At 37.0% G+C, this 26,353-nt stretch carries 22 protein-coding genes and 1 riboswitch; of the genes, 20 read left to right on the top strand and 2 right to left on the bottom strand.

The genetic code is table 11. From position 1 onward, the window contains the following. Positions 1 to 662: 662 nt before the first annotated feature. From B5X51_RS13110 to B5X51_RS13060, 11 genes are all read left to right on the top strand, one after another. Positions 663 to 1,955, top strand: a complete 1,293-nt coding sequence (locus B5X51_RS13110) for an O-acetylhomoserine aminocarboxypropyltransferase/cysteine synthase family protein (protein WP_079721647.1) — start codon at positions 663 to 665, stop codon at positions 1,953 to 1,955. Between the two features lie 87 nt (positions 1,956 to 2,042). Further along, positions 2,043 to 3,056, top strand: coding sequence for an alpha/beta fold hydrolase (locus B5X51_RS13105; protein ID WP_079721646.1), 1,014 nt, complete (start codon positions 2,043 to 2,045; stop codon positions 3,054 to 3,056). Continuing rightward, entirely contained in the window at positions 3,019 to 4,092 is a 1,074-nt protein-coding gene (locus B5X51_RS13100) for a homoserine dehydrogenase family protein (protein WP_079721645.1), read from the top strand. The genes B5X51_RS13105 and B5X51_RS13100 overlap by 38 nt, the downstream gene beginning before the upstream one ends. 20 nt (positions 4,093 to 4,112) lie before the next feature. Continuing rightward, a complete protein-coding gene (locus B5X51_RS13095) occupies positions 4,113 to 5,276 on the top strand; it encodes a trans-sulfuration enzyme family protein (protein ID WP_079721644.1) in 1,164 nt (387 codons plus the stop codon). Between the two features lie 95 nt (positions 5,277 to 5,371). Next, the gene (locus tag B5X51_RS13090) at positions 5,372 to 5,788 is read left to right on the top strand and encodes an RrF2 family transcriptional regulator (protein WP_079721710.1); all 417 of its coding nucleotides are present in this window, start codon (positions 5,372 to 5,374) and stop codon (positions 5,786 to 5,788) included. 123 nt (positions 5,789 to 5,911) lie between these two features. Continuing rightward, entirely contained in the window at positions 5,912 to 6,163 is a 252-nt protein-coding gene (locus B5X51_RS13085; RefSeq protein ID WP_079721643.1) for a DUF2061 domain-containing protein, read from the top strand. A 66-nt stretch (positions 6,164 to 6,229) separates the two neighbouring features. Then, positions 6,230 to 6,859 (top strand): phosphoadenosine phosphosulfate reductase domain-containing protein, encoded by a 630-nt coding sequence (locus B5X51_RS13080; RefSeq protein ID WP_079721642.1) that lies wholly within the window; start codon positions 6,230 to 6,232, stop codon positions 6,857 to 6,859. A 175-nt stretch (positions 6,860 to 7,034) separates the two neighbouring features. Further along, positions 7,035 to 9,128: a HEPN domain-containing protein gene (locus B5X51_RS13075; protein WP_079721641.1), complete on the top strand. Its 2,094-nt coding sequence runs from the start codon at positions 7,035 to 7,037 to the stop codon at positions 9,126 to 9,128. Next, positions 9,094 to 9,903: a uroporphyrinogen-III C-methyltransferase gene (gene cobA, locus B5X51_RS13070; protein WP_394331565.1), complete on the top strand. Its 810-nt coding sequence runs from the start codon at positions 9,094 to 9,096 to the stop codon at positions 9,901 to 9,903. The genes B5X51_RS13075 and cobA overlap by 35 nt, the downstream gene beginning before the upstream one ends. A gap of 7 nt (positions 9,904 to 9,910) precedes the next feature. After that, positions 9,911 to 10,504, top strand: coding sequence for a precorrin-2 dehydrogenase/sirohydrochlorin ferrochelatase family protein (locus B5X51_RS13065; protein ID WP_079721639.1), 594 nt, complete (start codon positions 9,911 to 9,913; stop codon positions 10,502 to 10,504). Continuing rightward, complete coding sequence (locus tag B5X51_RS13060) at positions 10,497 to 11,558, top strand: NAD(P)/FAD-dependent oxidoreductase (RefSeq protein WP_079721638.1); 1,062 nt, start codon at positions 10,497 to 10,499, stop codon at positions 11,556 to 11,558. Before B5X51_RS13065 ends, B5X51_RS13060 begins: the two co-directional genes overlap by 8 nt. 184 nt (positions 11,559 to 11,742) lie before the next feature. Here the strand turns inward: B5X51_RS13060 and B5X51_RS13055 are convergent, their stop codons facing one another. Further along, positions 11,743 to 13,830: an AAA family ATPase gene (locus tag B5X51_RS13055; RefSeq protein WP_079721637.1), complete on the bottom strand. Its 2,088-nt coding sequence runs from the start codon at positions 13,828 to 13,830 to the stop codon at positions 11,743 to 11,745. Between the two features lie 226 nt (positions 13,831 to 14,056). Between B5X51_RS13055 and B5X51_RS13050 the strand changes: the two genes are divergently transcribed. The 6 genes from B5X51_RS13050 (at position 14,057) to B5X51_RS13025 (ending at position 22,042) form a co-directional block, all read left to right on the top strand. Next, positions 14,057 to 14,479: an OsmC family protein gene (locus B5X51_RS13050; RefSeq protein ID WP_079721636.1), complete on the top strand. Its 423-nt coding sequence runs from the start codon at positions 14,057 to 14,059 to the stop codon at positions 14,477 to 14,479. Positions 14,480 to 14,872: 393 nt separating this feature from the next. Continuing rightward, positions 14,873 to 14,981: riboswitch (SAM riboswitch) on the top strand. Positions 14,982 to 15,033: 52 nt separating this feature from the next. Then, the gene (locus B5X51_RS13045; RefSeq protein ID WP_079721635.1) at positions 15,034 to 16,050 is read left to right on the top strand and encodes a homocysteine S-methyltransferase family protein; all 1,017 of its coding nucleotides are present in this window, start codon (positions 15,034 to 15,036) and stop codon (positions 16,048 to 16,050) included. Next, the gene (locus B5X51_RS13040) at positions 16,047 to 19,187 is read left to right on the top strand and encodes a vitamin B12 dependent-methionine synthase activation domain-containing protein (protein ID WP_079721634.1); all 3,141 of its coding nucleotides are present in this window, start codon (positions 16,047 to 16,049) and stop codon (positions 19,185 to 19,187) included. Before B5X51_RS13045 ends, B5X51_RS13040 begins: the two co-directional genes overlap by 4 nt. A gap of 15 nt (positions 19,188 to 19,202) precedes the next feature. Continuing rightward, positions 19,203 to 20,159, top strand: a complete 957-nt coding sequence (gene metF / locus B5X51_RS13035; protein ID WP_079721633.1) for a methylenetetrahydrofolate reductase [NAD(P)H] — start codon at positions 19,203 to 19,205, stop codon at positions 20,157 to 20,159. Positions 20,160 to 20,183: 24 nt separating this feature from the next. Next, positions 20,184 to 21,284, top strand: a complete 1,101-nt coding sequence (locus B5X51_RS13030; RefSeq protein WP_079721632.1) for an acyloxyacyl hydrolase — start codon at positions 20,184 to 20,186, stop codon at positions 21,282 to 21,284. Beyond that, positions 21,281 to 22,042 carry a head GIN domain-containing protein gene (locus B5X51_RS13025; RefSeq protein ID WP_079721631.1) on the top strand — a complete coding sequence of 254 codons (762 nt, stop codon included), beginning with the start codon at positions 21,281 to 21,283 and terminating at the stop codon, positions 22,040 to 22,042. The genes B5X51_RS13030 and B5X51_RS13025 overlap by 4 nt, the downstream gene beginning before the upstream one ends. A gap of 135 nt (positions 22,043 to 22,177) precedes the next feature. Here the strand turns inward: B5X51_RS13025 and gldA are convergent, their stop codons facing one another. Continuing rightward, positions 22,178 to 23,095 (bottom strand): gliding motility-associated ABC transporter ATP-binding subunit GldA, encoded by a 918-nt coding sequence (gldA, locus tag B5X51_RS13020; protein ID WP_079721630.1) that lies wholly within the window; start codon positions 23,093 to 23,095, stop codon positions 22,178 to 22,180. Positions 23,096 to 23,514: 419 nt separating this feature from the next. Here gldA and B5X51_RS13015 point away from each other — a divergent pair, with 419 nt between their 5' ends. From B5X51_RS13015 to B5X51_RS13005, 3 genes are read left to right on the top strand one after another with little or no spacing between them, the layout of a single operon-like run. After that, positions 23,515 to 24,339, top strand: a complete 825-nt coding sequence (locus B5X51_RS13015) for a prephenate dehydratase (protein WP_079721629.1) — start codon at positions 23,515 to 23,517, stop codon at positions 24,337 to 24,339. Beyond that, positions 24,339 to 25,487, top strand: a complete 1,149-nt coding sequence (locus B5X51_RS13010) for a pyridoxal phosphate-dependent aminotransferase (protein WP_079721628.1) — start codon at positions 24,339 to 24,341, stop codon at positions 25,485 to 25,487. Before B5X51_RS13015 ends, B5X51_RS13010 begins: the two co-directional genes overlap by 1 nt. Continuing rightward, positions 25,484 to 26,332 (top strand): prephenate dehydrogenase, encoded by an 849-nt coding sequence (locus B5X51_RS13005; RefSeq protein WP_079721627.1) that lies wholly within the window; start codon positions 25,484 to 25,486, stop codon positions 26,330 to 26,332. The genes B5X51_RS13010 and B5X51_RS13005 overlap by 4 nt, the downstream gene beginning before the upstream one ends. Positions 26,333 to 26,353: the final 21 nt, after the last annotated feature.

Genomic DNA, 26,353 nt, shown 5'->3' with positions numbered 1-26,353 from the left:
TATTACAAGAAAGAATTATTTGACAGTCTTTATTGTATTTTGTTGTTTTTTAGATAATTAGGTTTTTTTAAAATCTTAAAAATGAATTATTATCATTTTTAATGAAATTTATTCTCGATTATTTACTTTACATGCCCTAAAATATTTTTTTTCATAAAAATGAGGTTTGGGTTTGGATATTATAAATTTCTCCCCTTATATTTGTCCCGAACAAAACGATAAAATGTACCAGACAATTTTCAATATGATGCGTATGATGATGTGGAAAACTTCCGCAGCGCGCTCAATTGTTTAATTCTGAAAAGATATAATTGCAAAGCCGCTGCCAACCGCAGCGGTTTTTTTATGCAATAAAAATAAATTAAAATTAGATTCCCACTTGTGTGGGAATGACAAGAATAAATATGATGAATAAGGCAATAAATAACATGATGATGCGCAATATGATGATGTGTATGTCTATGCGACACATGAAACGCTATTGCCAAAACCGAATTTAACTTAGTTTGTTTAGAGTTCAATTTAAAGGTCCCCTTGGTAATAGCTACTTAAGGGGACTTTTTTTATTTAAATCAATTATTTCTCCGCAAAGGCGGAAATTCAATAAAAACAAAACAAGCTTCAAAAAATTAGAAGCAAGAACTTAAAAAAAACTAGAAATTATGAGTACTCAAAAATTTTCAACAAACGCATTACACGCCGGTCACGATACAAAAATTAACGGAGGAACAAGAGCAGTGCCTATTTATCAAACAACTTCTTATGTGTTTAATAATTCAGATCACGCTGCGAATCTTTTTTCATTAGCAGAGCCTGGTTATATCTACACCCGTTTAAATAACCCAACCAACGATGTGTTGGAACAACGCCTTGCGGCATTAGAAGGAGGTATTGCTGCTGTGGTAACAGCTTCTGGAACTGCAGCCATTAATACTACGCTATTAACGCTTTTAAAAGCCGGAGATCATATTGTAGCATCCAGTAGTTTATATGGCGGAACTTATAATTTATTAAGTGTAACCTTACCAAGATTTGGAATTACAACCACTTTTGTTGATCCGGAATATCCTGAGAACTTTAAAAAGGCTGCTAAAGAAAACACCCGTGCAATTTTTGTAGAATCGCTGGGAAATCCAAAACTTGATGTTTTAGACCTAAAAGCAATTGCTGCAGAAGCCAGTGCCCTTAAAGTGCCATTTATAGTTGATAATACGGTTGCTACGCCTTCTTTACTAAAACCAATAGAGCACGGAGCAGATATTGTTATTGAATCCCTTACCAAATATATTAGTGGTAATGGAACTTCGCTGGGAGGTGCTATTATAGATGCCGGTAATTTTAATTGGGCAAATGGAAAGTTCCCGGAATTTACAGAGCCTTCACCAGGTTACCACGGACTTGTTTATCACGAAGCATTGAAGGAAGCTGCTTTTATAGCCAAAGTTAGAATAGAAGGTCTTCGTGATCACGGTGCAGCTTTAAGTCCGTATAACGCATTCCAAATATTACAAGGTTTGGAAACCCTGGAGATTAGAATAAAGCAGCATAGTGAAAATGCCTTAAATCTGGCTAAGTGGTTAGAGCAGCAGGAAGAGGTGAAATGGGTAAATTATCCAGGATTGGAAAGCAGTAAGTATAATAAACTTGCCAAAGAATACCTTCCAAAGGGGCAAAGCGGTGTGGTTACTTTTGGAGTAGAGGGTGGCTTTGAATCGGCTAAAGTTATAGCTGACGAGACCAAACTATTTTCTCTTGTTGCCAATATAGGGGATACTAAATCTTTGATTATTCACCCGGCGAGTACTACGCATCAGCAACTTGACGAAAAGCAACAGGCAACAACAGGAGTTACGCAAGACCTTATTCGTCTTTCGGTAGGCCTGGAAGATGTAGAAGATTTAAAAACAGACCTAAAAGAGGCTTTCACTAAAATTAAGGAAAAGGCTTTAGTATAATTTATTGTTGGTGGAAAGGCAAGGGAGAAAGCAGCCAGGTTAAGTCTTTTTCCTTTTGCTCTTTCTAAATCAAAAAAAAGAGAAAACATGCTTCAGGAACTCTGTTTAAAAGATTTTAGAAATTCGGCGGGAACGGTACAGGATATCTATTTAAGCTTTCAGCAATTTGGGCAAAGCCACAAGACTGCGCCGGTTGTATTAATAAACCATGCACTCACCGGAAACTCCCAAATTACCGGAAAGTTGGGTTGGTGGACCAAAATTGTAGGTGAAAACAAAAGTATAGATACCAAGAAATTCAGTATCCTGGCTTTTAATATTCCAGGAAATGGTTTCAACGGAAAAAAAGAGCACTTAATTGAAAACTATAGGGAATTTACCCTGGCCGATATTGCTAAAATTCAAGCTTTAGCGCTTAGACAATTAAATATTGAGAAGCTGTTTGCCATAATTGGTGGTTCTATTGGTGGCGCACTTGCCTGGGAGCTGGCTGCTTTAAAACCAGATTTGGCAGAGCATATTATTCCTATTGCTACAGATTATAAAGCGACAGATTGGGTGTTGGCAAATTGTAAGGTGCAAGGGCAGATATTAAATAATTCTAACGCCCCGGTAAAAGATGCCAGAATGCACGCCATGACTTTTTACCGCACGCCACAATCCTTAAGTAAAAAATTTAATAGAAGTAAAGAAGACGTGGAGCCTTGTTATAAAGTTGAAGGCTGGTTGCAATATCACGGTAATAAGCTGGAAGAACGTTTTCAACTTGCTTCTTATAAGTTAATGAACCATTTGCTAACTACTATAGATATTAGCAAAGGTAGCGGTAAGTACCTGGAAGCCGCAAAAAGAATTAAGGGAGATATTCATATTGTAACGGTAAATTCAGATTGGTTTTTCCTGGCCGATGAGAATTGGGATACTTATGTAAATCTCTCGCTAGAAAAAAATAATGTGAGTATTCACGAAATAAGATCAATCCATGGGCACGATGCGTTTTTAATTGAAGCTGCGCAATTGTCTAGATTTTTAAAACCTGTATTTAAAACCAACATTAAAGAAAATGAAAAAAGTGAACATCATCTTGTTTGGGATCGGTAACGTAGGAAGTACCCTTATCAATCAATTACTTAGTGCCAAAGAGCAATGGGAAAAGAATTCTGGAATTTCGGTAAGTATCCCTGTAATTGCCAATTCTACGAAAGCGCTTTTTAATGCTGAAGGAATTTCAAAAAACTGGCAAAAAGATTTCGAAAAATCTGCTGAAAATTATAATCTCGAAGATATCCTGGACTTTACCAAAGCGAATGATTTGGAACACTTAATTGCCATAGATGCTACGGCAAGTAAAGAGTTTGTAGAGATTTATATTCGGTTAATTCAAAATGGCTTTAACCTGGTAGCTGCCAATAAAGTAGCGAATACATTATCCTCAGATTTTTACAAGGAAATACGTAAGGAATTAGATTATCACGGCAAGCATTTTTTCTATGAAACCAATGTAGGTGCGGGATTACCAATTGTACAGACTATACAGGGCTTATATCAATCGGGTGAAAAAGTAACTAAAATTCGCGGTGTTTTTTCCGGCTCTCTAAGTTTTATTTTTAATACGTTTTCTGAAAATAAAGAAAATTTCTCTGATGTTTTGGAAAAAGCTGGGAAGCTTGGCTATACAGAACCCGATGCCCGCGAGGATCTTTCAGGTAACGATGTTGGAAGAAAACTGTTGATCCTGGCTCGTGAGCTTGAGTTAAATAAAGAATTTCAGGAAGTGAAAATTCAGTCTTTAATACCTGAAAAATTAAACGGGAAAACTTCGGCAGAAGAGTTTCAAAAAAGAATAGGGGAGCTGGATGAGATCTTTACCAAGCATAAAACTGAGCAAGAGCAAGGTAATGTGTTACGATATATTGGGGAAATTGAAGTTGCAAGTGCCAGCCTGGAGGCAAAGCTTATTTCTGAACCTAAAAATACGGCATTGGGCCAGATTAAAGGAGCCGATAATATCTTTGAGATTTATACCGAATCCTACGGTGATCAACCCCTGGTTATTCAGGGTGCGGGTGCAGGAGCTGCGGTAACTGCCCGTGGAATTGCAGGCGATGTACTTAAATTATCACAAAGGCTAAATTAGAAACTACCAAACCAACAATTATGCATTTTGAAACCGAAGCCATTAGAACGCAAAACGAACGAACACAGTTCCAGGAGCATTCTACCCCTTTATATCTTACATCTAGTTATGTTTTTGATGATGCCGAAGATATGAGGGCTTCATTTTCTGAAGAAAAAGAGCGTAATATTTATAGCCGATTTACTAATCCCAATACTTCAGAATTTACTGAAAAAATAGCAAAGATGGAGGGGGCAGAGGCTGGCTTTTCTTTTGCTACAGGAATGAGTGCTGTTTTCTCCAGCCTTGCTGCTTTGCTAGATAGTGGAGATCATATTATTTCGGCAAGATCGGTTTTTGGTTCTACCCATAGCTTGTTTACAAAATATTTCCCTAAGTGGAATATCTCTCATTCGTATTTTGGTGTGAATGAAGTTGATAAGATTGAAGATTTAATAAAGCCTGAAACCAAGATTATCTTTGCCGAAACACCAACTAATCCCGGTGTAGATATTTTGGATTTAGAGTTGCTTGGTAAGATTGCAAAAAAGCATAATCTTATTCTAATAATTGATAATTGTTTTGCTACACCCTGGCTTCAAAATCCTATAAAGTTCGGGGCACATTTGGTGATACATTCGGCAACAAAATTAATAGATGGGCAGGGCCGTGTACTTGGAGGGGTAACCGTGGGAAAGGCCGATTTGATTCGTGAAATCTACCTTTTTTCCAGGAATACCGGCCCGGCTTTGTCGCCGTTTAATGCCTGGGTGCTTTCAAAAAGTTTAGAAACCTTATCGGTAAGACTGGATAAACATTGTGAAAATGCTGAAAAAGTAGCTCAATTTTTAGAAACTGAAGCGAATGCTGAAAATGTAAAATATCCATTTTTAAAATCGCACCCGCAATACGAAATTGCAAAAAAGCAAATGAAGAAAGGCGGGAATATTGTTTCCTTTGAGATTAAAGGTGGTATTGAAGCGGGTAGAAAATTTATTGATGCTATTAAACTCTGTTCAAGATCGGCAAACCTGGGAGACACAAGAAGTATTGTTACACACCCTGCCTCCACAACCCACAGCAAATTAAGTGAAGAAGATAGGCTGGAAGTTGGGATAAAGCCAGGTTTAGTAAGGGTTTCGGTAGGCCTGGAACATGTAGATGATGTGATAGAAGACTTGAAGCAAGCTCTAAATTCAATTTAGTTATGGTAATTTCAGTAGATGCCTACCTTCTTGATGTTTCCGCAGAGAAATTAATTATAAATGTGAAAAAGTCAATATTTGAGTATATTCGCAATATGCTTTCAAAAAAGACTAAATACGGTATTAAAGCTCTGGCATTTATCGCGAAAAAAAGCGATAGAAAACCCGTGCAAACTTCAGAGATTTCCAAAAGCGAAAATATATCACAGAAATTCCTTGAAAGCATTCTCCTGGAATTACGAAAATCGGGCTTTTTGGGATCTAAAAAAGGCAAGGGGGGCGGTTATTATTTAATAAAAGAGCCTGAATCTATTCTTATGACGGCAGTAATACGGGTTTTAGAAGGGCCCATTGCCATGGTTCCTTGCGTGAGCCTTAACTATTATGAAAAGTGTGATGATTGCCCTAGTGAAGAGACCTGTTCAGTTCATAGCTTAATGATACAAGTTAGGGATAGTACACTAAAGGTTTTAGGCGATAATACTTTAGCCGATATTTCAGCAAAAAAATAATTTTTTTTAATGTTAAAAACTGAAGATTAGGCCATTATTTATTGGTCTAAAAAAAAATAAAGTTACTTTTGCTTTATAACCTACTAATTCTATAGGTTATTAGAATTAAAAATATAAAACAGTATGATACTGGATCAGGCGAAATCCAAAACCACTTATAAAAAAGACAGGACTTCAGAAAAGCCCTTGCGCAGTATTTTAAAAACGGTGAGTTGGAGGATTGTAGGGACCATAGATACCATAGTTATTTCCTGGGTTCTTACGGGAGAAATAGAAACCGCACTCGCAATTGGGTCGGTAGAATTGGTTACCAAGATGATCTTATATTTTGGCCACGAGCGGCTTTGGAATATGATCAGTTTTGGGAAAGATTGAAATTGTGTTTTAGAAAGATATTTAAAGTATAGCTAGGTTCTAAAAGAGCCAAAAAATATTAAAAAGATGAAACGGTATAGTGAAAAAGAATTAAAAATCCTCAATCAGCAGTTTAAGGGAATAACCCCGGCAGAGATTGTACAATGGGTGACTTCCAATGCGGCAAGACCTGTGATCACCACTAATTTTAGACCTTATGAGGCCGCGATTTTACATGCAGTTTCAGAAATAGATCCTGTAATTAAAGTCATTTGGTGCGATACCGGTTATAATACACCACAAACGTATAAACACGCAAAAAAAGTAATTGATCAATTAGGACTTAATGTAAAGCTTTATACGCCAAAACAAACCGCAGCCTATCGCGATGCCCTTTTTGGTGGAATCCCCGATATTAATAATCCGCAGCATGAGGAGTTTACCAGGCAGGTTAAGCTAGAACCTTTTATGCGAGCTATGAGTCAGCAAAATCCAGATGTTTGGTTTACTAATCTTAGAAAAGGCCAAACCAATTTTAGGGATAGTATCGATATTTTGAGCTATAGTAAAGATGGAATCTTAAAAGTAAGTCCTTTTTATCACTGGAGTGACGAGAAACTGGATGCTTATTTAGAGCAAAATGAATTGCCAAATGAGTTTAAATATTTTGATCCTACTAAAGTATTGGAAAATAGGGAATGTGGACTTCACGCTTAAAATTAAAAAATTGAATAAAGAAAAATCACAGTTAATTATGTGCCGCTTTATGTGTATTCCCTGCACTTAAAGGTATCTTTTTGTAAAATTTATAAAAGGTTCTTTTAGGTGAAAACACAAAAGAACCTTTTTTATTAAACGCCTGTTTTAGGCTTCATTTTAAAAATTATTAGTAATGCAAAGTTTTAGAACCGAAATAGAAAACCCAGTAGTAGAGAAAGATATCCTGGATTTAGAGAAGAAAATCAGGTTATTTCGTGAAGGAAAAGCCGATGAAGAAAAATTCCGAAGCCTGCGTTTGGCTCGTGGAGTTTATGGGCAAAGGCAAGCTGGAGTACAAATGGTTCGTATAAAACTACCATTTGGAAAAGTTACTTCAGAACAATTACATAGAATTGCCGATGTTTCTGATGAATATTCTAAAGGGCGCTTGCATATTACTACACGCCAGGATATTCAAATTCATCACGTGAGTTTAGACAGAACACCAGAGCTTTGGGCGCAATTGGAAAAGGATGATATAACCTTGCGTGAAGCTTGTGGGAATACGGTTAGAAATGTCACGGCTTCGCCAACCGCGGGAATTGATAAAAATGAGCCTTTTGATGTCTCGCCTTACGCACACGGAACTTTTCAGTTTTTTCTACGGAATCCAATTTGCCAGGAAATGGGAAGGAAATTTAAGATTTCCTTTTCTTCTTCAGATGAGGATACAGCATTGAGTTATATACATGATCTCGGATTTATCGCTAAGTTGAAAGATGGGAAACGAGGATTTAAAGTAATGCTAGGCGGCGGACTCGGTTCTCAGCCAAGACACGCCGATGAACTTTATGATTTTCTACCCGTTGAAGAATTGTTGCCGCTTATAGAGGGTGTGTTACGGGTTTTTGATAGGTATGGTGAACGTGCAAAAAGACTAAAAGCCAGGATGAAATTTCTCGTAAAAGATATAGGAAAAGATGCTTTTATGAAGTTGGTGTCTGAGCAAAATACGGCGCTTTCTCAAAACCATCCAGATTTTGAAATCGCAAAATTTGAGGTAGAACCACCACTTCAGGAAGTTGAGGTGCCTTCAGTAGAAATTGAAGACAAAAAGGATTTTGACACCTGGAAAAGCACCAATGTAATTCCGCAGAAACAGGAAGGATTATTTGCTATTGGAATTCGTGTTCCGCTAGGTGATTTTTATACCGGTGGTGCGAGAAAATTAGCCGATTTGGTTAAGAAATACGCCGGAAATGAAATCAGGCTAAGTTTAAGACAGGATATCTTAATTCGTCATGTTCGGGAAGAATTTTTGCCTTTTTTCTATTCAGAATTAAAAAAACTGGGATACGCTGAAACCGGTTATGACAAAACCGTAGATATTACCGCCTGCCCGGGAACAGATACCTGTAATCTTGGGATTGCCAGCAGTACTGGAATTGCAGATGTTCTGGAAGATGTTTTAAAGGAAGAATATCCGCAATATATAAACGGAAAAGATATTACCATAAAAATAAGTGGCTGTATGAATGCTTGTGGTCAACATAATATGGCCGAGATTGGTTTCCAGGGAATGTCTGTAAAAGTTGGCAAAACCGTGGCGCCGGCACTTCAGGTTTTACTGGGTGGCGGAACGCTTGGAGATGGAAAAGGCCGTTTTGCCGATAAAGTAGTGAAAGTGCCCAGTAAAAGAGGGCCACAAGCCTTAAGATTGTTGCTTAACGATTTTGAGGCGAATGCCAATTCCGAAGAAAAATTTGCAGAATATTATGATCGCCAGGGAAAAACTTATTTCTATGATTTGTTGAAAGAACTGGCCGATACTTCAAACTTAACAGAAAATGAATTTGTGGATTGGGGTCACGAAAAACCTTATATAAAAGCGGTTGGAGTAGGTGAGTGTGCCGGAGTGGTTATAGATCTTATTGCAACATTATTGTTTGAAAGTGAAGAGAAAATAGATAATGCCAAAAGTGCGCTGGAGCGAAAAGCCTGGGCCGATAGTATTTATCATTCTTATACCTCGATAGTAAACTCGGCTAAAGCATTGTTGTTGGCAGAAGATGTGAAAACTAATACCCAGGCAGGGATTGTTTCTCAGTTTGACGAGTTGTTTGTAGATACCGGTAAAATTGAATTGTCAACATCTTTTAGAGAATTCGTTTATCAAATGAATGAACACGAGCCAACTGAAGCTTTTGCAAATAAATATTTAGAAGACGCGCATTTGTTCCTAAAAAGGGTAGATGCATTTAGAACAAAGGAGGTACAAAATGTATAATTCACCAAAATTGAGCGTGGTAGGCGCAGGGCCAGGAGATCCTGAATTGATAACACTAAAAGCTTTAAACACTTTAAAAGAGGCAAAAGTGGTGCTTTTTGATGCGCTTATAAATAGAGAGCTATTGGAATACGCCCCGCAAGCCGAACATGTTTTTGTTGGAAAACGAAAAGATAAACACCGTTATTCTCAAGATGAGATTAATGAGCTTATTGTAAAGTATGCGCTAGAGAGAGGTCACGTGGTTCGGTTAAAAGGAGGGGATCCTTTTGTCTTCGGAAGAGGCTCAGAAGAGATTAATTATGCAAAACATCACGGCCTGAAAACCGCTGTGGTTTCGGGAATAACTTCCTCAATAGCCGTTCCGGCTAATTTAGGGATCCCGCTTACGCAACGTGGCACCTCTGAGAGTTTTTGGGTAATTACAGGAACCACAACTCAAAAGAAAATTTCAGAAGATGTTCGTCTGGCTGCGCAATCTACCGCAACGGTGGTTATCTTAATGGGGATGGCAAAACTCAGAGAGATTGTTGAGATTTTTAGTCATTACGGAAAAGAAAATATTCCGGTAGGAATTATCCAGAATGGAACTACTGCCAACGAAAAATCAGGTTTTGGAACCATAAAAAGTATAGAAAAAGTAGTTGCTGAAAAACAATTAACAGCCCCGGCAATTATCGTAATCGGGGAAGTGGTTCGCGAAAGCGGACAGCTTAAAGCTGTTACTGAAAATTTTGTTGAATACGAACTTAAAAATTCCCCCTTTGGGGGCTAGGGGGCTTATGGAAGAAAGAAACGAATTATATCCGGTGTTCCTAAAAGTCAATAAGCTAAATATTTTAGTTGTTGGTGGTGGTAGTGTGGGGCATGAGAAACTTCATTTTCTCTTTAAATCGAGTCCGAATGCCAAAGTAGAAATGGTGGCAAAATGGTTTTTACCGGAAACAGAAGAGCTGGCTAAAAAACATGGTGCCAAATTAACTAAAGGTCGGTATAAGAAGAAATATTTAAAAAACCGTCATTTTGTAATTGCGGCTACCAACGATGCAAAATTAAATAAACGAGTATACCGGCACGCCAAAAAACGCTACTTACTGGCCAACATTGCTGATACGCCTGAACTCTGTGATTTTTATATGGGGGGAATTGTAAATAAGGGTCACGTAAAAATAGCAATTTCTACCAATGGGAAATCCCCTACTGCTGCCAAGCGTTTACGCCAGTTTTTTGAGGAAGTAATTCCCGAAAATATAAACCAAATGGTAGAAAATCTTAATGAATACCGAAGCACTATAAAAGGCGATTTTGAAGCCAAAGTGGAGCAAATGAATACTATAACAGAATCTTTAAAAGTTAAAAACCAGAGTGATGATTAAAACTGATATCCTCATCATAGGAGCCGGACCAACCGGGTTATTTACCGTTTTCGAGGCGGGATTATTAAAGTTGAAAACCCATTTAATAGATGCGCTGCCGCAACCCGGCGGGCAATGTTCTGAGATATATCCTAAAAAACCAATTTATGATATTCCGGCATTTCCTGAAATTTTAGCGGGAGATTTGGTTGGAAATCTAATGGAACAAATAAAACCTTTTGAACCAGGTTTCACTTTGGGCGAACGCGCCGAAACTTTAGAAAAGCTGGATGATGGTACATTTATAGTAACCACCAATAAAGGAACCAAACACCACGCCCCGGTGGTGGCAATTGCTGGTGGATTAGGTTCTTTTGAACCCAGAAAACCCCCAATCGCTAATATCGCAGATTTTGAAGATAAAGGCGTTTCTTATTTTATTAAAGATCCTGAAGTTTATCGAGATAAAAAAGTAGTGATTGCCGGTGGTGGAGATTCGGCTTTAGACTGGGCGATTTATCTTGCTGATGTTGCTGCTGAAGTGGCCCTGGTGCATAGAAGGGCTGAATTCCGTGGCGCCCTGGATTCTGTAGAGCGAGTATCAGAATTGGCAAAACTCGGTAAGATTGAGATGATCACCAATGCTGAGGTGGTTGGTCTAAGAGGAGAAGATAATCTTGAGCAAGTGGTAATTAGGCATAAAGATGAAGCCCGCGGGGAAGAATTTAAAGAGGTAGATGATTTTATTCCGCTTTTTGGATTGTCGCCTAAACTTGGACCAATTGGAAGTTGGGGACTGGAAATAGAGAAGAACGCTATAAAAGTTGATAATTCTTATGATTATCAAACCAATATCCCCGGGGTTTATGCCATTGGTGATGTAAATACTTATAAAGGAAAATTAAAACTAATCCTTTCCGGATTTCACGAGGCGGCTATTATGTGCCAAAGTGCTTACAACCGTATTTTTCCAGATAAAAAATATGTGCTTAAATATACCACCGTTGGTGGCGTAACCGGATTTGACGGTAGTAAAAAAGAAGCTAAAAAAGAAGTGGTACAGAGTATTGGCTAAGAAGCCCCCTAACCCCCAAAGGGGGAATAAAATGAATGTTTTTTAAAGCTTATTAGCTCCCCTCCTTTAAAAGGAGGGGTGGCCGATAGGCCGTGGTGGTTGAAGGCTTTTTTTAGTCAAATTAATTATTTTCTTTCTAGCGGCTCCGGCTATTGGCGATTAACCGTTGTTTTGGCCAGTACTATTACTCTATAGCTAATATTTTGTCAATTATTTCTTTCATTCCATTAGGTTGAAAATTTTCGTCTTTCATTTTTGATATGATCAAGTTTCGAAATAGTTCGTATCGTATTACTTTGATTTTTTTGGTAAAACAGTTTAGAATATTTCTACCATTGAATATAAGTTTCCAAGAATCATCCTTCAAAGATTGCTTGAATTTATTAGCTATAAATATCTCTTTCTTTTTAAGTTCTTTTTGACTTAATGAATTAATTTTCTTTGTTTCTATTTCTGAAATTGTCCTTTCTACGACTTTAAAATATTCTTTGTTCAATACGTTAGAAGCATCAATCTTTGTAGTAATAGAGCTGTTTAATTCGGAGGATACAAATTGATTCAATTCATGTTGAATGTGGAATGGCAAAGTTTCCTTCGCGCATTCTTTTAAGGCTTCTAGAATTTTTACTTCACTATCAAACTCTTCATTATTTATATGAAGATCATCCAAAACCTTTTTTATAAAAGTTTCGTTCAAAAGGTAGTTCTCAATATGATATGCATTCCACGAAAAATTCATTGTTTCTAGGTCATTTATAACTTTATTTGAATCCTTATCGACAATGGAAACAAACTTTTTAGAAATTAGTCCTTCGTCAGATGCTGTTTTTAATACTTTTTGCAAATTAGCAACATTTGATCTGCTACCAGCAGAAATTGAATTTGTGCTGTTTTCGAACTCTGGAAAAAGTATATTAGTTATTGTTTTATCAAATTCTGAATCTTCACCTTCAAAAATTACAATCTTGTTTCTTTGGTCATAAGCAGAAAATTCGCCAATTAAATCAATTAAAGCTGCCTCAGCTTCATTTTCTAGGGAGATTTTGTGAACTTGATTATTACCATCATTTAAGGATTCTGACATATGGAAAATACTATATTCATTATTTCCAGCTACCTCTTTTAAAATCGCATCCGAATGGGTAACCAACCATATTTGATTATTTAATTGCTTGCCTATCGTTTCATAATAAAATTCTGGTAGTTTTTTGGCTATTTTCGGATTTAAGTGCAATTCTGGTTCGTCTATAAGAATTACAGAATTTCTAGGGGCTTGATTTCTAAGTCTAAGGTATCCAAATAATATTTCTTTCTCACCTGAACTCAAGTCAGCAATATCATGCTTTTCTCCAGTTTTAATTTTAACCGGAAATTCTAATGTGCCATTTGAATTTGGTACCATTCCGTTGAAGCTTTTACCAGGAAAAAACTTTGAAAATAATGAACTTAATGAATTGTTCAAATCAGACAACGCTTGGTCTGTTGCTCCGCTTTCTTTGGCGATTAGAGCTTTGACATAGCTAGAAGCCATTTCTGTCTTTACGTTGTTATATTTATTGGTGTAGTTGTATAAAGCATGATTTTGATAATTTTCTTTTGAATTGCTAAAGTTTAGATTCAAGTTTTGCAAATGTTCTTTTTGGTAGCTTCTATGTGCACCATGATAATCGATTATTCCAAGCTCATCTGGACTGAAAGTATGAAATAACAATTCTAATAAGATGTTTGGCTTTACTTTTAAAGAATTATCCGAATAAATTTCAACTCTACCTTCGAATTCATTTTGCTGTACTAATCTTTCAAATTCAACCATATACTTTTTGGTTTCTGTTTGAACCGTCTGACCATACATCCTTTGGTTTGAAGCTGCAGAATTTGATAAATCGTCCATTGCTGGATCAAAGTTTGGATTTTTGGTATATAATCTCCATAGTAATTTCTCAAGCAATTTTTCACCATTATTTTTTAAATAATCAATTTCAGTTTTTGACAATTCTATTGTCGCCTCTATCTCAATAGGATTTTTATTATCTCTGAAAAGTTTATCTAAATTGAAATTATTTCCAATTTTAACTTGGAATTCATTATAAAAGTTGTTTACCTCATTTTGATTGTAACTCCCATAGTTAGACTTAAACAATCTAATACAATCAAATATGCAAGATTTTCCTACTCCATTTTGACCTGCTATAAGAACTAAATCTCCAAGGGATTCCATTTTCACTAATTCAATCGCCTTAAAGTTTTTTATGTGGAGTTTTTTAAATTTCATTATGTACTCGGATTTTGTTTAGTATTGCCTACAACCCCTTATACCCCTACTATTCCCAATTGCATCATAATGGATAACCGGAATAAAGTCAGTTTTAAGTATAACTTCCTGTAAATCTATTAAAAATTTGCTACTATCATTTACGGAAAACCCTAATATGTTATAAGCTAAAGAACGGTGAGGTTTTTTAGTATGCTTTGACTAAATTTGTTTAAAACAAAATATTATGAAAATTAGCCTTAAAAGACTTAATAAAGATTATCATTTTGAAACTGTAAATGAGCGAGGAGACATTGTTCATTTAGATAATAAAACCGATGCCGAGCCAAAAGGTGCCAGCCCTATGGATTTGCTGCTTCGCGCCATTGCCGGATGTAGCAGTATAGATATTGTAATGATCTTAAAAAAACAACATATAGAATTAGAAGACCTTCAGGTTGAGGTAGAAGGCTTTAGAGAAGATGGAGCCATACCTAATGTTTTTAAGAAAATTCAGCTTAATTTTCTTCTTAAAGGAGATTTACCTGTAGCAAAGGCCAAACGTGCAGTAGACCTTTCTATGGATAAATATTGTTCGGTATCTAAAATGCTGGAGAAAGCAGCCGAGATTAATTACGCTATCACTTTAAATGGCGAGTTGATTAACTAACACCTCAATCCTGTCTGTGGAGACCGTGTTTGTTTGCGTTGACTTTACCTGTCTGAAAGAGTTTTATAACAAGACTGGCAGTTTTAATTTAAAGATATGGTCTCGGTATAGTATAAAAGAGAACCTATAGATATTCCCGGATTATTTGAATATGATTATTTTTAGTAATATTCAAAAGTTCGGGATTTCTTTATTTTATCTCAATTTGGTTTTTTAAAAACTGAGACTTCTTTAAGAGCAGGTATTCGTTTTTAACGCTTTTTTTATTCAATTTTTTTAGAAAAAAGCTTTAAAAAAACGATTTAAGTAGATTTTTAATAAAAATAGTCTTGAGGCCTTGTGTTTAATAGGCTGTATCGTATATTTGTTGGTTCAAGTTCATTGTTTGTAATATCGTTATCAAGAAAGGTTGAGGGATTAGACCCGAAGACACCTTGGCAACCCTCCTGTAATGGGAGAAGGTGCTACATTCTACTCCGTACTGTACGCAGATAGATAACAGAAAAGAATTCTTTCCCGCTTCTTTTTTTGATAGTGATTTTAGATAAAATTATATGTCAGAATTAGAAGAACAACTTCAAAAAAACATACTTGTTTTAGACGGTGCCATGGGTACAATGCTTCAGGAATATAAATTCTCTGAAGAAGATTTCCGTGGAAAACGTTTTGCCGATTGGCCTGTTTCCGTACAGGGAAATAACGATTTGCTATCTATCACCCAACCTAAGGCAATTGCCACAATTCACCGTAAATATTTTGAGGCCGGTGCAGATATTGTAGAAACAAACACCTTTTCTGCAACCACTATTGCTATGGCCGATTATGAGATGGAGGAGCTGGTGGATGAACTCAATTATGAGTCGGCCAGAATTGCCAAAGAAGTGGCTGTAGAGTTAACGCAGAAAAACCCTGAAAAGCCTCGTTTTGTAGCGGGAGCTATGGGACCTACCAATAAAACAGCCAGTATGAGCCCAGATGTTAATGACCCTGGCTTTAGAGCAATTTCCTTTGAGGAATTGCGCCTGGCGTATAGACAACAAGCCAAAGCTTTAATAAAAGGAGGCGTGGATATTCTTTTATTAGAAACCGTTTTTGATACTTTAAATGCTAAGGCCGCCCTTTTTGCCATAGATGAACTTAAAGAAGAATTATCTCTGGATATCCCGGTGATGGTTAGCGGTACAATTACCGATGCTTCCGGGCGTACCTTATCTGGGCAAACCGCTGAAGCTTTTCTTATTTCTGTATCACATATTCCATTGTTAAGTATTGGTTTTAACTGTGCTTTAGGCGCTAAACAACTCACTCCGCATCTGGAAGTTTTAAATCGTTTTGCGAGTTCAGGGGTTTCTGCCTATCCTAATGCCGGCTTGCCAAATGCTTTTGGAGAATATGACCAGGATGCGGAAGAAATGGCTGGCGAGATCAAAGAATATTTAGAAAAAGGACTAGTGAATATTTTGGGTGGCTGTTGCGGAACCACCCCCAAACATATAAAAGCTATTGCTGATATTACTAAAGATTATAAGCCGCGAAAAATAGTGAAACCTAAGTTTTCTACTGTATTATGATAGTATCTGAAAATAAAGAAGAAGGTCAGGAAGAATTTTCTACGAGTACACAGCAAAAAGAGGTAAGGCCCTTAAAACTATCTGGGTTGGAACCTTTAATAATAACGCCCGAGAGTAATTTTGTAAATGTTGGGGAGCGTACCAATGTTGCCGGTTCTAAAAGATTTCTACGTTTAATAAAAGAAGAGAAATTTGAAGAGGCGCTGGAAGTAGCCAGAGACCAGGTAGACGGTGGTGCACAGATTATCGACATTAATATGGACGATGGTCTTATTGAAGGGAAAGAAGCTATGGTGAAATTCCTGAACCTTATTGTAGCCGAACCCGATATTGCCCGCGTTCCTATTATGATAGATAGTTCTAAATGGGAAATTATTGAAGCCGGTTTACAGGTAGTGCAGGGAAAATGTGTGGTGAATTCTATTAGCCTAAAAGAAGGGGAAGCAGAGTTTATTGAACATGCCAAAAAAATTAAACGCTATGGCGCGGCAGTAATTGTAATGGCTTTTGATGAAGTTGGACAGGCCGATAATTATGAACGCCGAATTGAAATTGCAAAGCGTTCTTATGATATTTTGGTGAATGAAGTGAAACTTCCGCCGGAAGATATCATTTTTGACCTGAATATATTTCCGGTAGGAACCGGGATGGATGAGCATAAGAGAAATGCTATAGACTTTATTGAAGGAACCCGATGGGTAAAAGAAAATCTACCGCATTGTAGTGTGAGTGGAGGAGTAAGTAATGTTTCGTTTTCTTTCCGCGGAAATAATCCGGTACGGGAAGCCATGCATTCGGTGTTTTTGTATTATGCAATTAAAGCAGGAATGAATATCGGTATTGTAAACCCTGCCCTTTTGGAAGTTTACGATAATATCCCCAAGGATCTTTTAGAACATGTAGAAGACGTAATTCTTGATAGAAAAGAAGATGCTACAGAACGCTTGCTTGAATTTGCCGAAACTGTAGTGGGCTCCAAAAAGGAAAGCAAATTAGATCTATCCTGGAGAGAAAACCCTCTTCAGGATAGAATAACCCATGCGCTAGTAAAGGGTATAGACGCTTATATTCTTGAGGATATAGAGCAAGCCCGCCAGGAAGCAAGTAAACCTATTGAAGTGATAGAAGGTCATTTAATGATTGGAATGAACGTGGTGGGTGATCTATTTGGAAGCGGAAAAATGTTTCTGCCACAGGTGGTGAAATCTGCCAGGGTAATGAAAAAGGCAGTGGCTTACCTTCTTCCATATATTGAAGCCGCAAAAGAAGCCCCCCAACCTCCAAAGGGGGAGCGCTACTGGCAAACGGCTGAACCGGCACTCTACGGTTTAATGAAAGAATTTGCTCAAAAGAATCGATATAACCAGCCAACTGAAGCTGAAACTTTGCTTTGGGATTCCTTAAAGGATAAGCAACTTGAAGGTTTTAAATTTAGGAGGCAGCATATTATTGGCAGTTATATAGCCGATTTTGTTTGTCTTAAAAAGAAACTTGTAGTGGAAGTTGATGGTTTAATTCATCAATTACCCGAAAATAAAAAAAGTGACGAGGAAATAACAGCCTGGTTAAAGGAGCACGAGTTTCGGGTAATTAGGTTTACTAATGAAGAAGTGCTTACCAATTTAGACCACGTACTGGATAAAATTTTGCGTACGCTTAAAAAAGCTCCCCCATCGGGGGCGGGGGGGGCTGGAAAAGTTCTTATGGCTACGGTAAAAGGAGATGTTCATGATATTGGAAAAAATATTGTAAGCGTAGTATTGGGTTGTAATAATTATGAAATTATAGACCTGGGCGTGATGGTTCCCCCAGAAAAAATTATAGAAACTGCAAAGGCCGAAGGTGTGGACGCTATTGGCTTAAGTGGCTTAATTACCCCTTCTCTAGACGAGATGGTTTTTTTAGCCAAAGAAATGCAGCGGCAAAATTTTGATGTGCCTTTACTTATTGGTGGCGCCACTACCTCTAAAGCGCATACCGCTGTAAAAATAGATCCACAGTATAAAAATGCGGTTGCTCATGTTAACGATGCATCACGAGCGGTGACAGTAATTGGCGATCTTTTAAAAGAAGAAACCCGAATAAAATATATGAGCGATCTTAAAGCCGAATATGATAAATTCAGGCTTAATTTTAAGAAAAGAAGCAAAGTAAAATCTTTCTTATCTATAGAAGATGCAAGGGATAACAAATACAGTATAGATTGGGAAAACACAAAAATAATCGAACCCAACAAGCCGGGAATTCAGCAAATAGATAATTTCGATCTAAAAGAACTTGAAGCTTATATAGATTGGAGTCCATTTTTTAGAAGTTGGGATTTGCATGGACGTTATCCAGATATTTTAGAAGATAAAGTTGTAGGAGAGCAGGCTACTTTACTGTTTGAGGATGCTAAAGTTTTGCTGAAAAGAGTTTTGGATGAGAAATTACTAAAAGCAAAAGCCGTTTACGGATTGTTTCCGGCTAACACCATTAATAGCGATGATATAGAGGTTCGTTATCAGGACAATTCCGAAGAAAAAAAGATTCTTTTTAGAACACTTAGGCAACAACTAAAGAAATACGGGGGAAAGCCAAATTTTGCGCTTTCTGATTTTATTGCACCTAAGGAAACTGGAATCCAAGATTATATAGGCTGTTTTTGTGTGACTACCGGTTTTGGAACTGCAGAACTTGCTAAAAAGTTTGAAGAAGATTTTGACGATTATAACTCGATTATGATCAAAGCGCTGGCCGATAGGCTGGCCGAAGCTTTTGCAGAATATTTACATAAAAAAATAAGACGCGAAGACTGGGGCTATGAGCCTGAAGAAAATTTAAGCAACGAAGAATTAATAAAAGAAACTTATAAAGGAATTAGGCCTGCGCCCGGTTATCCTGCCTGTCCAGACCATTTAGAAAAATTAAGTATTTGGGAAGTTTTAAAGGTTAAAAAACGAATAGGAGTTGAACTAACCGAAAGTTTGGCGATGTGGCCGGCAGCGAGCGTAAGCGGATATTATTTTGCCAATCCCGAAGCACGTTATTTTGGCCTGGGGAAAATTAAGGACGACCAGGTGAAAGATTTTGCCGAAAGAAAGGGGATTCCGTTGAAAAAAGCCGAAAAATGGCTAAACCCAAATATTGCAGATTAAAACAATAGTGATACCATGAAGATTACCGAACATATAAAAAAAGCCAAAGGGGAAACCTTGTTTTCTTTTGAAATTGTGCCTCCACAAAAAGGAAAAAATATTCAGGATCTATACGATAACATAGATCCATTAATGGAGTTTAATCCGCCGTTTATAGATGTTACTACCTCCAGGGAAGAGCATTTGTATATTAAGAAAAATAACGGCTTACTGGAAAGAAAAATAACACGTATGCGTCCTGGAACGGTGGGTATATGCGCCGCAATAAAGCAAAAGTACCATGTAGATACTATTCCTCATGTACTTTGTGGCGGCTTTACCCGAGAGGAGACCGAGTATTTGCTGGTAGATTGTCACTATTTGGGTATAGATAATGTAATGGCCTTACGTGGTGATGCCATGAAGCATCAGCGGTATTTTGAACCTACTGATGGAGGAAATTGTTATGCCAGCGACCTGGTTAGCCAAATTAAAAATCTGGGGGCAGGTAAATACCTTAACGAGGTCATAGAATCTGATAATAATGCAGATTTCTGTGTGGGTGTAGCAGGATACCCGGAAAAACATTTGGAATCTCCTTCTCTCACTACCGATTTAAAGTGGCTTAAAGCAAAAGTAGATGCCGGTGCCGATTATGTGGTTACTCAAATGTTCTTTAACAACCAGGCTTATTTTGAATTTGTAGATAAAGCCAGGGAAGCAGGGATAAATGTTCCTATAATTCCCGGTATCAAACCTATTGCTGTTAAAAAACACTTGCAATTATTACCGCAGGTATTTAGTATAGATCTACCCGAGGAGTTGATAACAGAGGTTGAGGCTTGTAAAGATAATAAAGAGGTAAGAAAAGTGGGGATTGAATGGGCTATAACGCAATCTCGGGAATTAAAAGAAGCCGGAGTGCCGGTTTTACATTACTACTCGATGGGAAAAAGTAGCAATATTCAAAAAATAGCAGAAGCTGTTTTTTAAAATATTAGGCTACATTTGCGGGTAATGAAGAAAATTACCGCCCTTATTTTTCTTTTTAGCATTTATAATCTTTCGGCCCAGGAATTAGGGAAGAATTATTATTCCTTTGATGCTAGTTATTTCTACGGAACCATAGCTGAACATAGCCCTGATATTGCCCATTTAATTACCGGGCACCCTACCGGGCTTATTCTTGGTTTGAATAAAAAAAGCTTCGGTTTTGAAGATTGGGAAAAACGCTACAATTACCCCGATGTTGGAGTGTCTTTTACCTATCAGGATATGAAAAATCCGAATTTAGGTGAAAACTACGGATTATATGCTCATATGAATTTCTACCTGTTCAAAAGAAATTTGATGTTTAGAATTGGGCAGGGGTTGGCTTATGCTTCCAATCCTTATCATCCTGATGAAAATTATAAAAATAATGCCTATGGTTCGCGGCTGCTAAGCTCTACCTACCTAATGGCAAATTATAAAAAGGAAAATATTTTTCAGGGATTGGGTTTTCAAACGGGACTTTCTTTGATTCATTACTCTAACGCCGATTTTAAATCTCCTAATTCAAGTACAAATACCATTACGTTTAACCTGGGCTTGAATTATGCTTTAGATCATCAAAATCTGCCGAATTATATTGCCGGGGGAACGAGAGAAAAATACACAGAACCCATTCATTTTAATTTTGTGTTGAGAAGTGGTGTAAATACTATGGGGATTATTGGTTCTAAGCAATATCCATTTTTAACTTTTTCCGCTTATGCTGATAAGGTGCTAAATCATAAAAGTACACTGCAGGGGGGAGCCGAAGTTTTCTTTTCTAAAGCTATGGAAGAACGTATTTATTACCAGTCGGTAGCTTTTCCTTCGGGAAATACCACCGGAGATGAAGATTCCAAACGAGTAGGAGTTTTCGTTGGGCATCAGCTAAACTTCAATAAATTATCGGTGATCACGCATTTGGGGTATTATGCATATTATCCTTACGAACATTTTGTAGATCAACTATATAACAGGCTTGGTCTGCAAAGAAAGATCACGGAAGATATTTGGGCTTCACTAACGGTTAGATCACATTATGCAAATGCTGAAGCTGTAGAATTTTCAATAGGATATCGTTTATGAAAAATCGAGTTTTAGGAATAGCGATCTTAATTTTTGTCTTTTTAGGATGTGATTCTGAAGAATTGCCGACTTGCGTAAAGACTTCTGGAAAAATCGTTTCTGAAGAATTTAGCGTTGATGCTTTTGAAGAAATTATAGTTTATGAACGTGTGAAATTGTTTATTGAACAGGGCGATGACTATAAAGTGAAGATCGAAACAGGAGAAAATCTTCGAGAAGATGTTTATGCTGAAGTTGTAAATAATCGACTTGAACTCAGAAACGAAAATTCATGTAATCTTTTTAGGGATTACGAGATCACTAAAATCTATGTCACTACGCCAAGCTTAAACTGGTTGCAAAATAGTAGCGGAATCAGCATTGAAAGTATTGGTAGCTTAAATTTTCCAGAACTTTGGTTACGTTCATTTAACCAGGAAAGGGATCCGAATATTCATACCAATGGTGACTTTATTCTTGATTTGGAAGTTGAAAATCTAAGAATCACCAACGATAATTTTTCTAATTATTTTCTCACCGGAAACGCCAGTAATGTCAACCTGTTTTTTGCCAATGGAGACGGAAGGCTGGAAGCAGGAGATTTTATCGTGGAGCATTATGAAATTTTACATCGTGGAACCAACAAATTAATAATCAATCCGCAGCAGTCTTTAAAAGGAGATATTTTTGGTTTTGGAGATATTATTTCCAAAAACCGCCCGCCTGAAGTTAATATTGAAGAACACTATACCGGCCGACTTATATTCGAAACCCCCTAACCCCCGAAGGGGGAACTCCGAGCACCCTGTATATATTTACAAGGAGTCAAACACAAAAATTAAGGTAATATCTTTAAAGTATCCCAAAATAAAACTCCCCCTTTGGGGGGCGGGGGCTCTTTCTCCCTTTGGGGGTTAGAGGGCTTTTTGGGGGGCTGTTAGTTCAGCAAATAAACTTTCTAAATTTTTTGTTTTTTGATTCAGTTGTAAAGTCTTCAATCCGTTATCATGGGCAAAATCGAATACTGCGGGGCGCATATCTTTTTTAGTGTCAAAAGTAAGTTCATAGGCAAATCCGCCTACATTTTTAGATGAAATAAGATGTGGTAATTTTTGGAGAGCAACTTGCTCCACCCGGTAATCGAATTCCACTAAAATAACTTGTTCGCTTTCTTCGCGTAAACCTTTTAAATTTTTATCAGCAACTATCTTTCCTTTATTGATAATGATCACACGGTCACAAACAGCTTCAACTTCTTGCATAATATGCGTGGAAAGAAATATGGTTTTTCCTGATTTTTCTTTTCCAATTTGCTTTATAAGAGCTCTTATTTCTACCAATTGATTAGGATCTAATCCTGTGGTTGGTTCATCTAAGATTAAAACCTGAGGATCGTGAAGCAATGCTGTTGCCAGTCCAACCCTTTGCCGGTAACCTTTAGAAAGCTGCTCTATCTTTTTATTGGCTTCTGGTTTTAGGCCAGTAAGTTCAATAACTTCTTCAATTCGGGATTTATTGGTTTTGTAGATTCTGGAATTAAATTCTAAGTATTCCCGTACATACATTTCTGTGTATAAGGGATTGTGTTCCGGTAGATAGCCTATTTGCTGCTGAATTTTATGTAAATCGTCTTCAAGAGAAACTCCATTTATTTCAGCTTTTCCTTCTGAAGCTTTTAAATATCCGGTTAATATTTTCATTAAGGTAGATTTTCCGGCACCGTTTGGTCCCAAAAAACCAACAATTTCTCCTTTCTTCAGCTCAAAGGAAACAGCATCCAGCGCTTTTTGTTTGCCATAAAACTTAGAGATTCCTTGAATATGAATAGACATAACCAGCTTTTTTTCAAAAGTAAGGATTTTTATACCACTGGAAATGAAGAAAATTGTGGTATATCTGGTTATAAGTAATTGACGGCTTTGTAGATTTCGGAATTAAGAACTGATTAGTTAAAGTCTTATTGTAAATCTTTCGATTTTTTTATGGAAAAAAAATTAAGTCTGTAAAAAGCTTTGTAAACTTTAAAAAAAAATAAAAAAAGATTTTTCATTAAAGAATTATATTCTACTTTAGCCCCGTAACAAAGAAACAATGAATCACTTAATTAGCTGGAACGCATTTTATTTTTTTTATTTCTATTTCAGAGATAGGAACGGGAATGCTATGTAGTTAAGTAAAAAATTATATAAAAAAGTCCCGATAAATATCGGGGCTTTTTTTTTACTCATTTTTGAGATTTAATTAAAAATAAATGGATAAAATTATTGCAATACAGGGAGTTCAGGGATCATTTCATCATTTGGTGGCTCAGGAATATTACCACAAAGAAGTTGATGTTTTAGAATGCATGTCTTTTGCAGAACTCACCAAAAGCCTGGTGAATGGTGTAGCTAATGAGGGGGTAATGGCCATAGAAAATTCTATTGCAGGTTCAATTTTACCAAATTATGCGCTTATAGATGAAAATAATTTAAAAATAGTTGGAGAGCATTATATACCCATAGATATGAATTTTATGGCAATGCCGGGACAAAAAATAGAGAACATAAAAAAGGTCTATTCACATCCCATGGCACTTTTGCAATGCAAGGAATTTTTTAAAAAGCATCCGCATATTAAATTAATTGAAGATGCTGATACCGCTGAAGTAGCCAGAAGGATTTCAGAAAAAGGAAGTACAAAAGTAGCGGCAGTAGCCAGTAAAGCGGCAGCACAATTATTTGGGCTTGATATTCTGGCTGAAAGTATTCATACCAAGAAAAGCAATGCAACGCGTTTCCTGATTATTAGTACAAAAAAGAAAGAGCCTAATGGCGATAAAATAGATAAAGCATCTTTAAAATTTGAATTAGAGAGTAAGCGTGGTAGCCTGGTTTCGGTATTAAATATTTTAAGGGATTTTAACCTGGATATGACCAAAATACAGAGTATGCCTATAATAGAATTTCCCTGGAAATATTCATTTTTTATAGATGTGATCTTTGAAGATTATACCGAATTTCAGAAAGCAATGGAAATTCTGCAAGTAATGACAGAGCGATTAACAATTTTAGGAACCTACAAAAATAGTTTGTAATGATAGAGCAGGCCAAGAGATTGGATAGTGTAAAAGAATACTACTTTTCTTCAAAGTTAAGAGAGGTGCGTGCTATGGCGGCTGCCGGGAAAGATATTATTAACCTGGGCATTGGTAGTCCAGATTTGGCGCCACCACCGCAGGTGATTTCGGCCTTAAATGAGGCGCTGGTAAACACCGGTGCGCATCAATATCAGCCATATAAAGGCACCGCAGATTTTAGAAATGCCATAGCTGAATTTTACCAAAATCATTATCAGGTTTCTCTTGATGCAGAGACTGAGATTTTGCCCCTTATGGGAAGCAAAGAAGGGATTACCCATGTTTCTATGGCTTTTTTAAATGAAGGCGATGAAGTGCTTATCCCAAACCCGGGTTATCCAACCTACTCTTCGGTTACCGAACTGGTGGGAGCTAAAGCGGTGTATTACGATTTAACTGCTGAAGGAAATTGGTTGCCAAATTTGGAAGAACTGGCTAAAAAAGATTTGAGTAAAGTGAAATTAATGTGGGTTAATTACCCGCATATGCCAACCGGAGCTTCTGCAAATGAAAGTCTTTTTGAAGAACTTGTGACTTTTGCTAAAACCCATAATATTTTAATAGTAAACGATAATCCTTATAGTTTTATACTGAATGAGCACCCAAAAAGTATTTTGAAGGCTGAAGGAGCCAAAGATATGGTTTTGGAACTTAATTCGTTGAGCAAGAGTTTTAATATGGCCGGCTGGCGAATAGGAATGCTTTGTGGCAGTGAAAGAAACCTGAATACAGTTTTAAAAGTAAAAACCAATATGGATAGCGGGATGTTTTATCCGCTTCAGGCAGGGGCAGCAGCAGCTTTGCGTTTAAATGAAGATTGGTTCTCTGATCTAAATAAAATTTATCAAAGTCGAAAAGAAAAAGTCCTGGAGCTAGCTGAAGCTTTAGAGTGTGAGCCCGAAAAAGATCAAACAGGAATGTTTGTTTGGGCAAAGGTTCCGCAGGGAACAAACGCTGAAGCTTTTGTAGATTTTCTACTGAATAAATACCACATTTTTACCGCACCAGGTTTTATTTTTGGTAGTAATGGTGAAGCCTACATTCGGTTTTCACTTTGTGCCTCCCAAGAAAATATAGAACGTGCAATTAAACGAATTAAGCAATGAGGGTTCAGGTAATAGGAATAGGACTTATAGGCGGTTCGTTTGCGTTGGATATTAAATCGGCTTTTCCGGAAGCCGAAATCTATGGAAGTGATGCCGATGAAAAAAACCTAAAAAAAGCGAAAGAACTTGGGATTATAGATCATTTAGCTAAATTAGAAGATACACAACACGCTGAGGTTGTGGTAGTAGCAGTTCCGGTAGATGTTGCAAGTAAGGTAGTAGCCGATGTTTTGGACTTAGTTAGTGACAATACGCTGGTTTTTGACGCCGGTTCCACAAAGTCTGGTCTTTGTAAAGAAATCGCCAGTCATCAAAATAGAAGAAACTTTTTAGCAGCTCATCCTATTGCAGGTACCGAATTTTCTGGTCCCGAAGCAGCAATTTCTAACCTATATAGGAATAAAACCAATATTATATGCGAAGTAGAAAAAACAGCTTTTAAGCTTCAGGAACGGGCGCTGAATATTTTTCAGAAATTAGGAATGCGAATTCGGTATATGGATCCTGTTTCGCACGATAGACATATTGCTTATGTTTCGCATTTATCACATATAAGTTCTTTTATGCTGGGGAAAACAGTTCTGGAAAAAGAACGTAACGAGCGCGATATATTTGATTTAGCAGGCAGTGGATTCGCTTCTACGGTGAGACTTGCCAAAAGTTCACCGGCCATGTGGTCGCCTATTTTCAGGGAAAATAAAAGTAATGTTTTAGAGACGCTTAACGAGTATATAAATAATCTAACGCATTTTAAAGAATTACTTGAGAATGATGATTTTCAAGAGGTGTATAACGAAATGCAACGCACCAATCATATTAAATCAATATTAAACGGAATAAAATAATAATCAGGACTAAATTTTAAA

Origin of the sequence: Salegentibacter holothuriorum (genome assembly GCF_900168045.1) — a bacterium.
In the GTDB taxonomy this organism is placed as follows: domain Bacteria; phylum Bacteroidota; class Bacteroidia; order Flavobacteriales; family Flavobacteriaceae; genus Salegentibacter; species Salegentibacter holothuriorum.
This window is presented reverse-complemented; position numbering and strand designations above follow the sequence as displayed.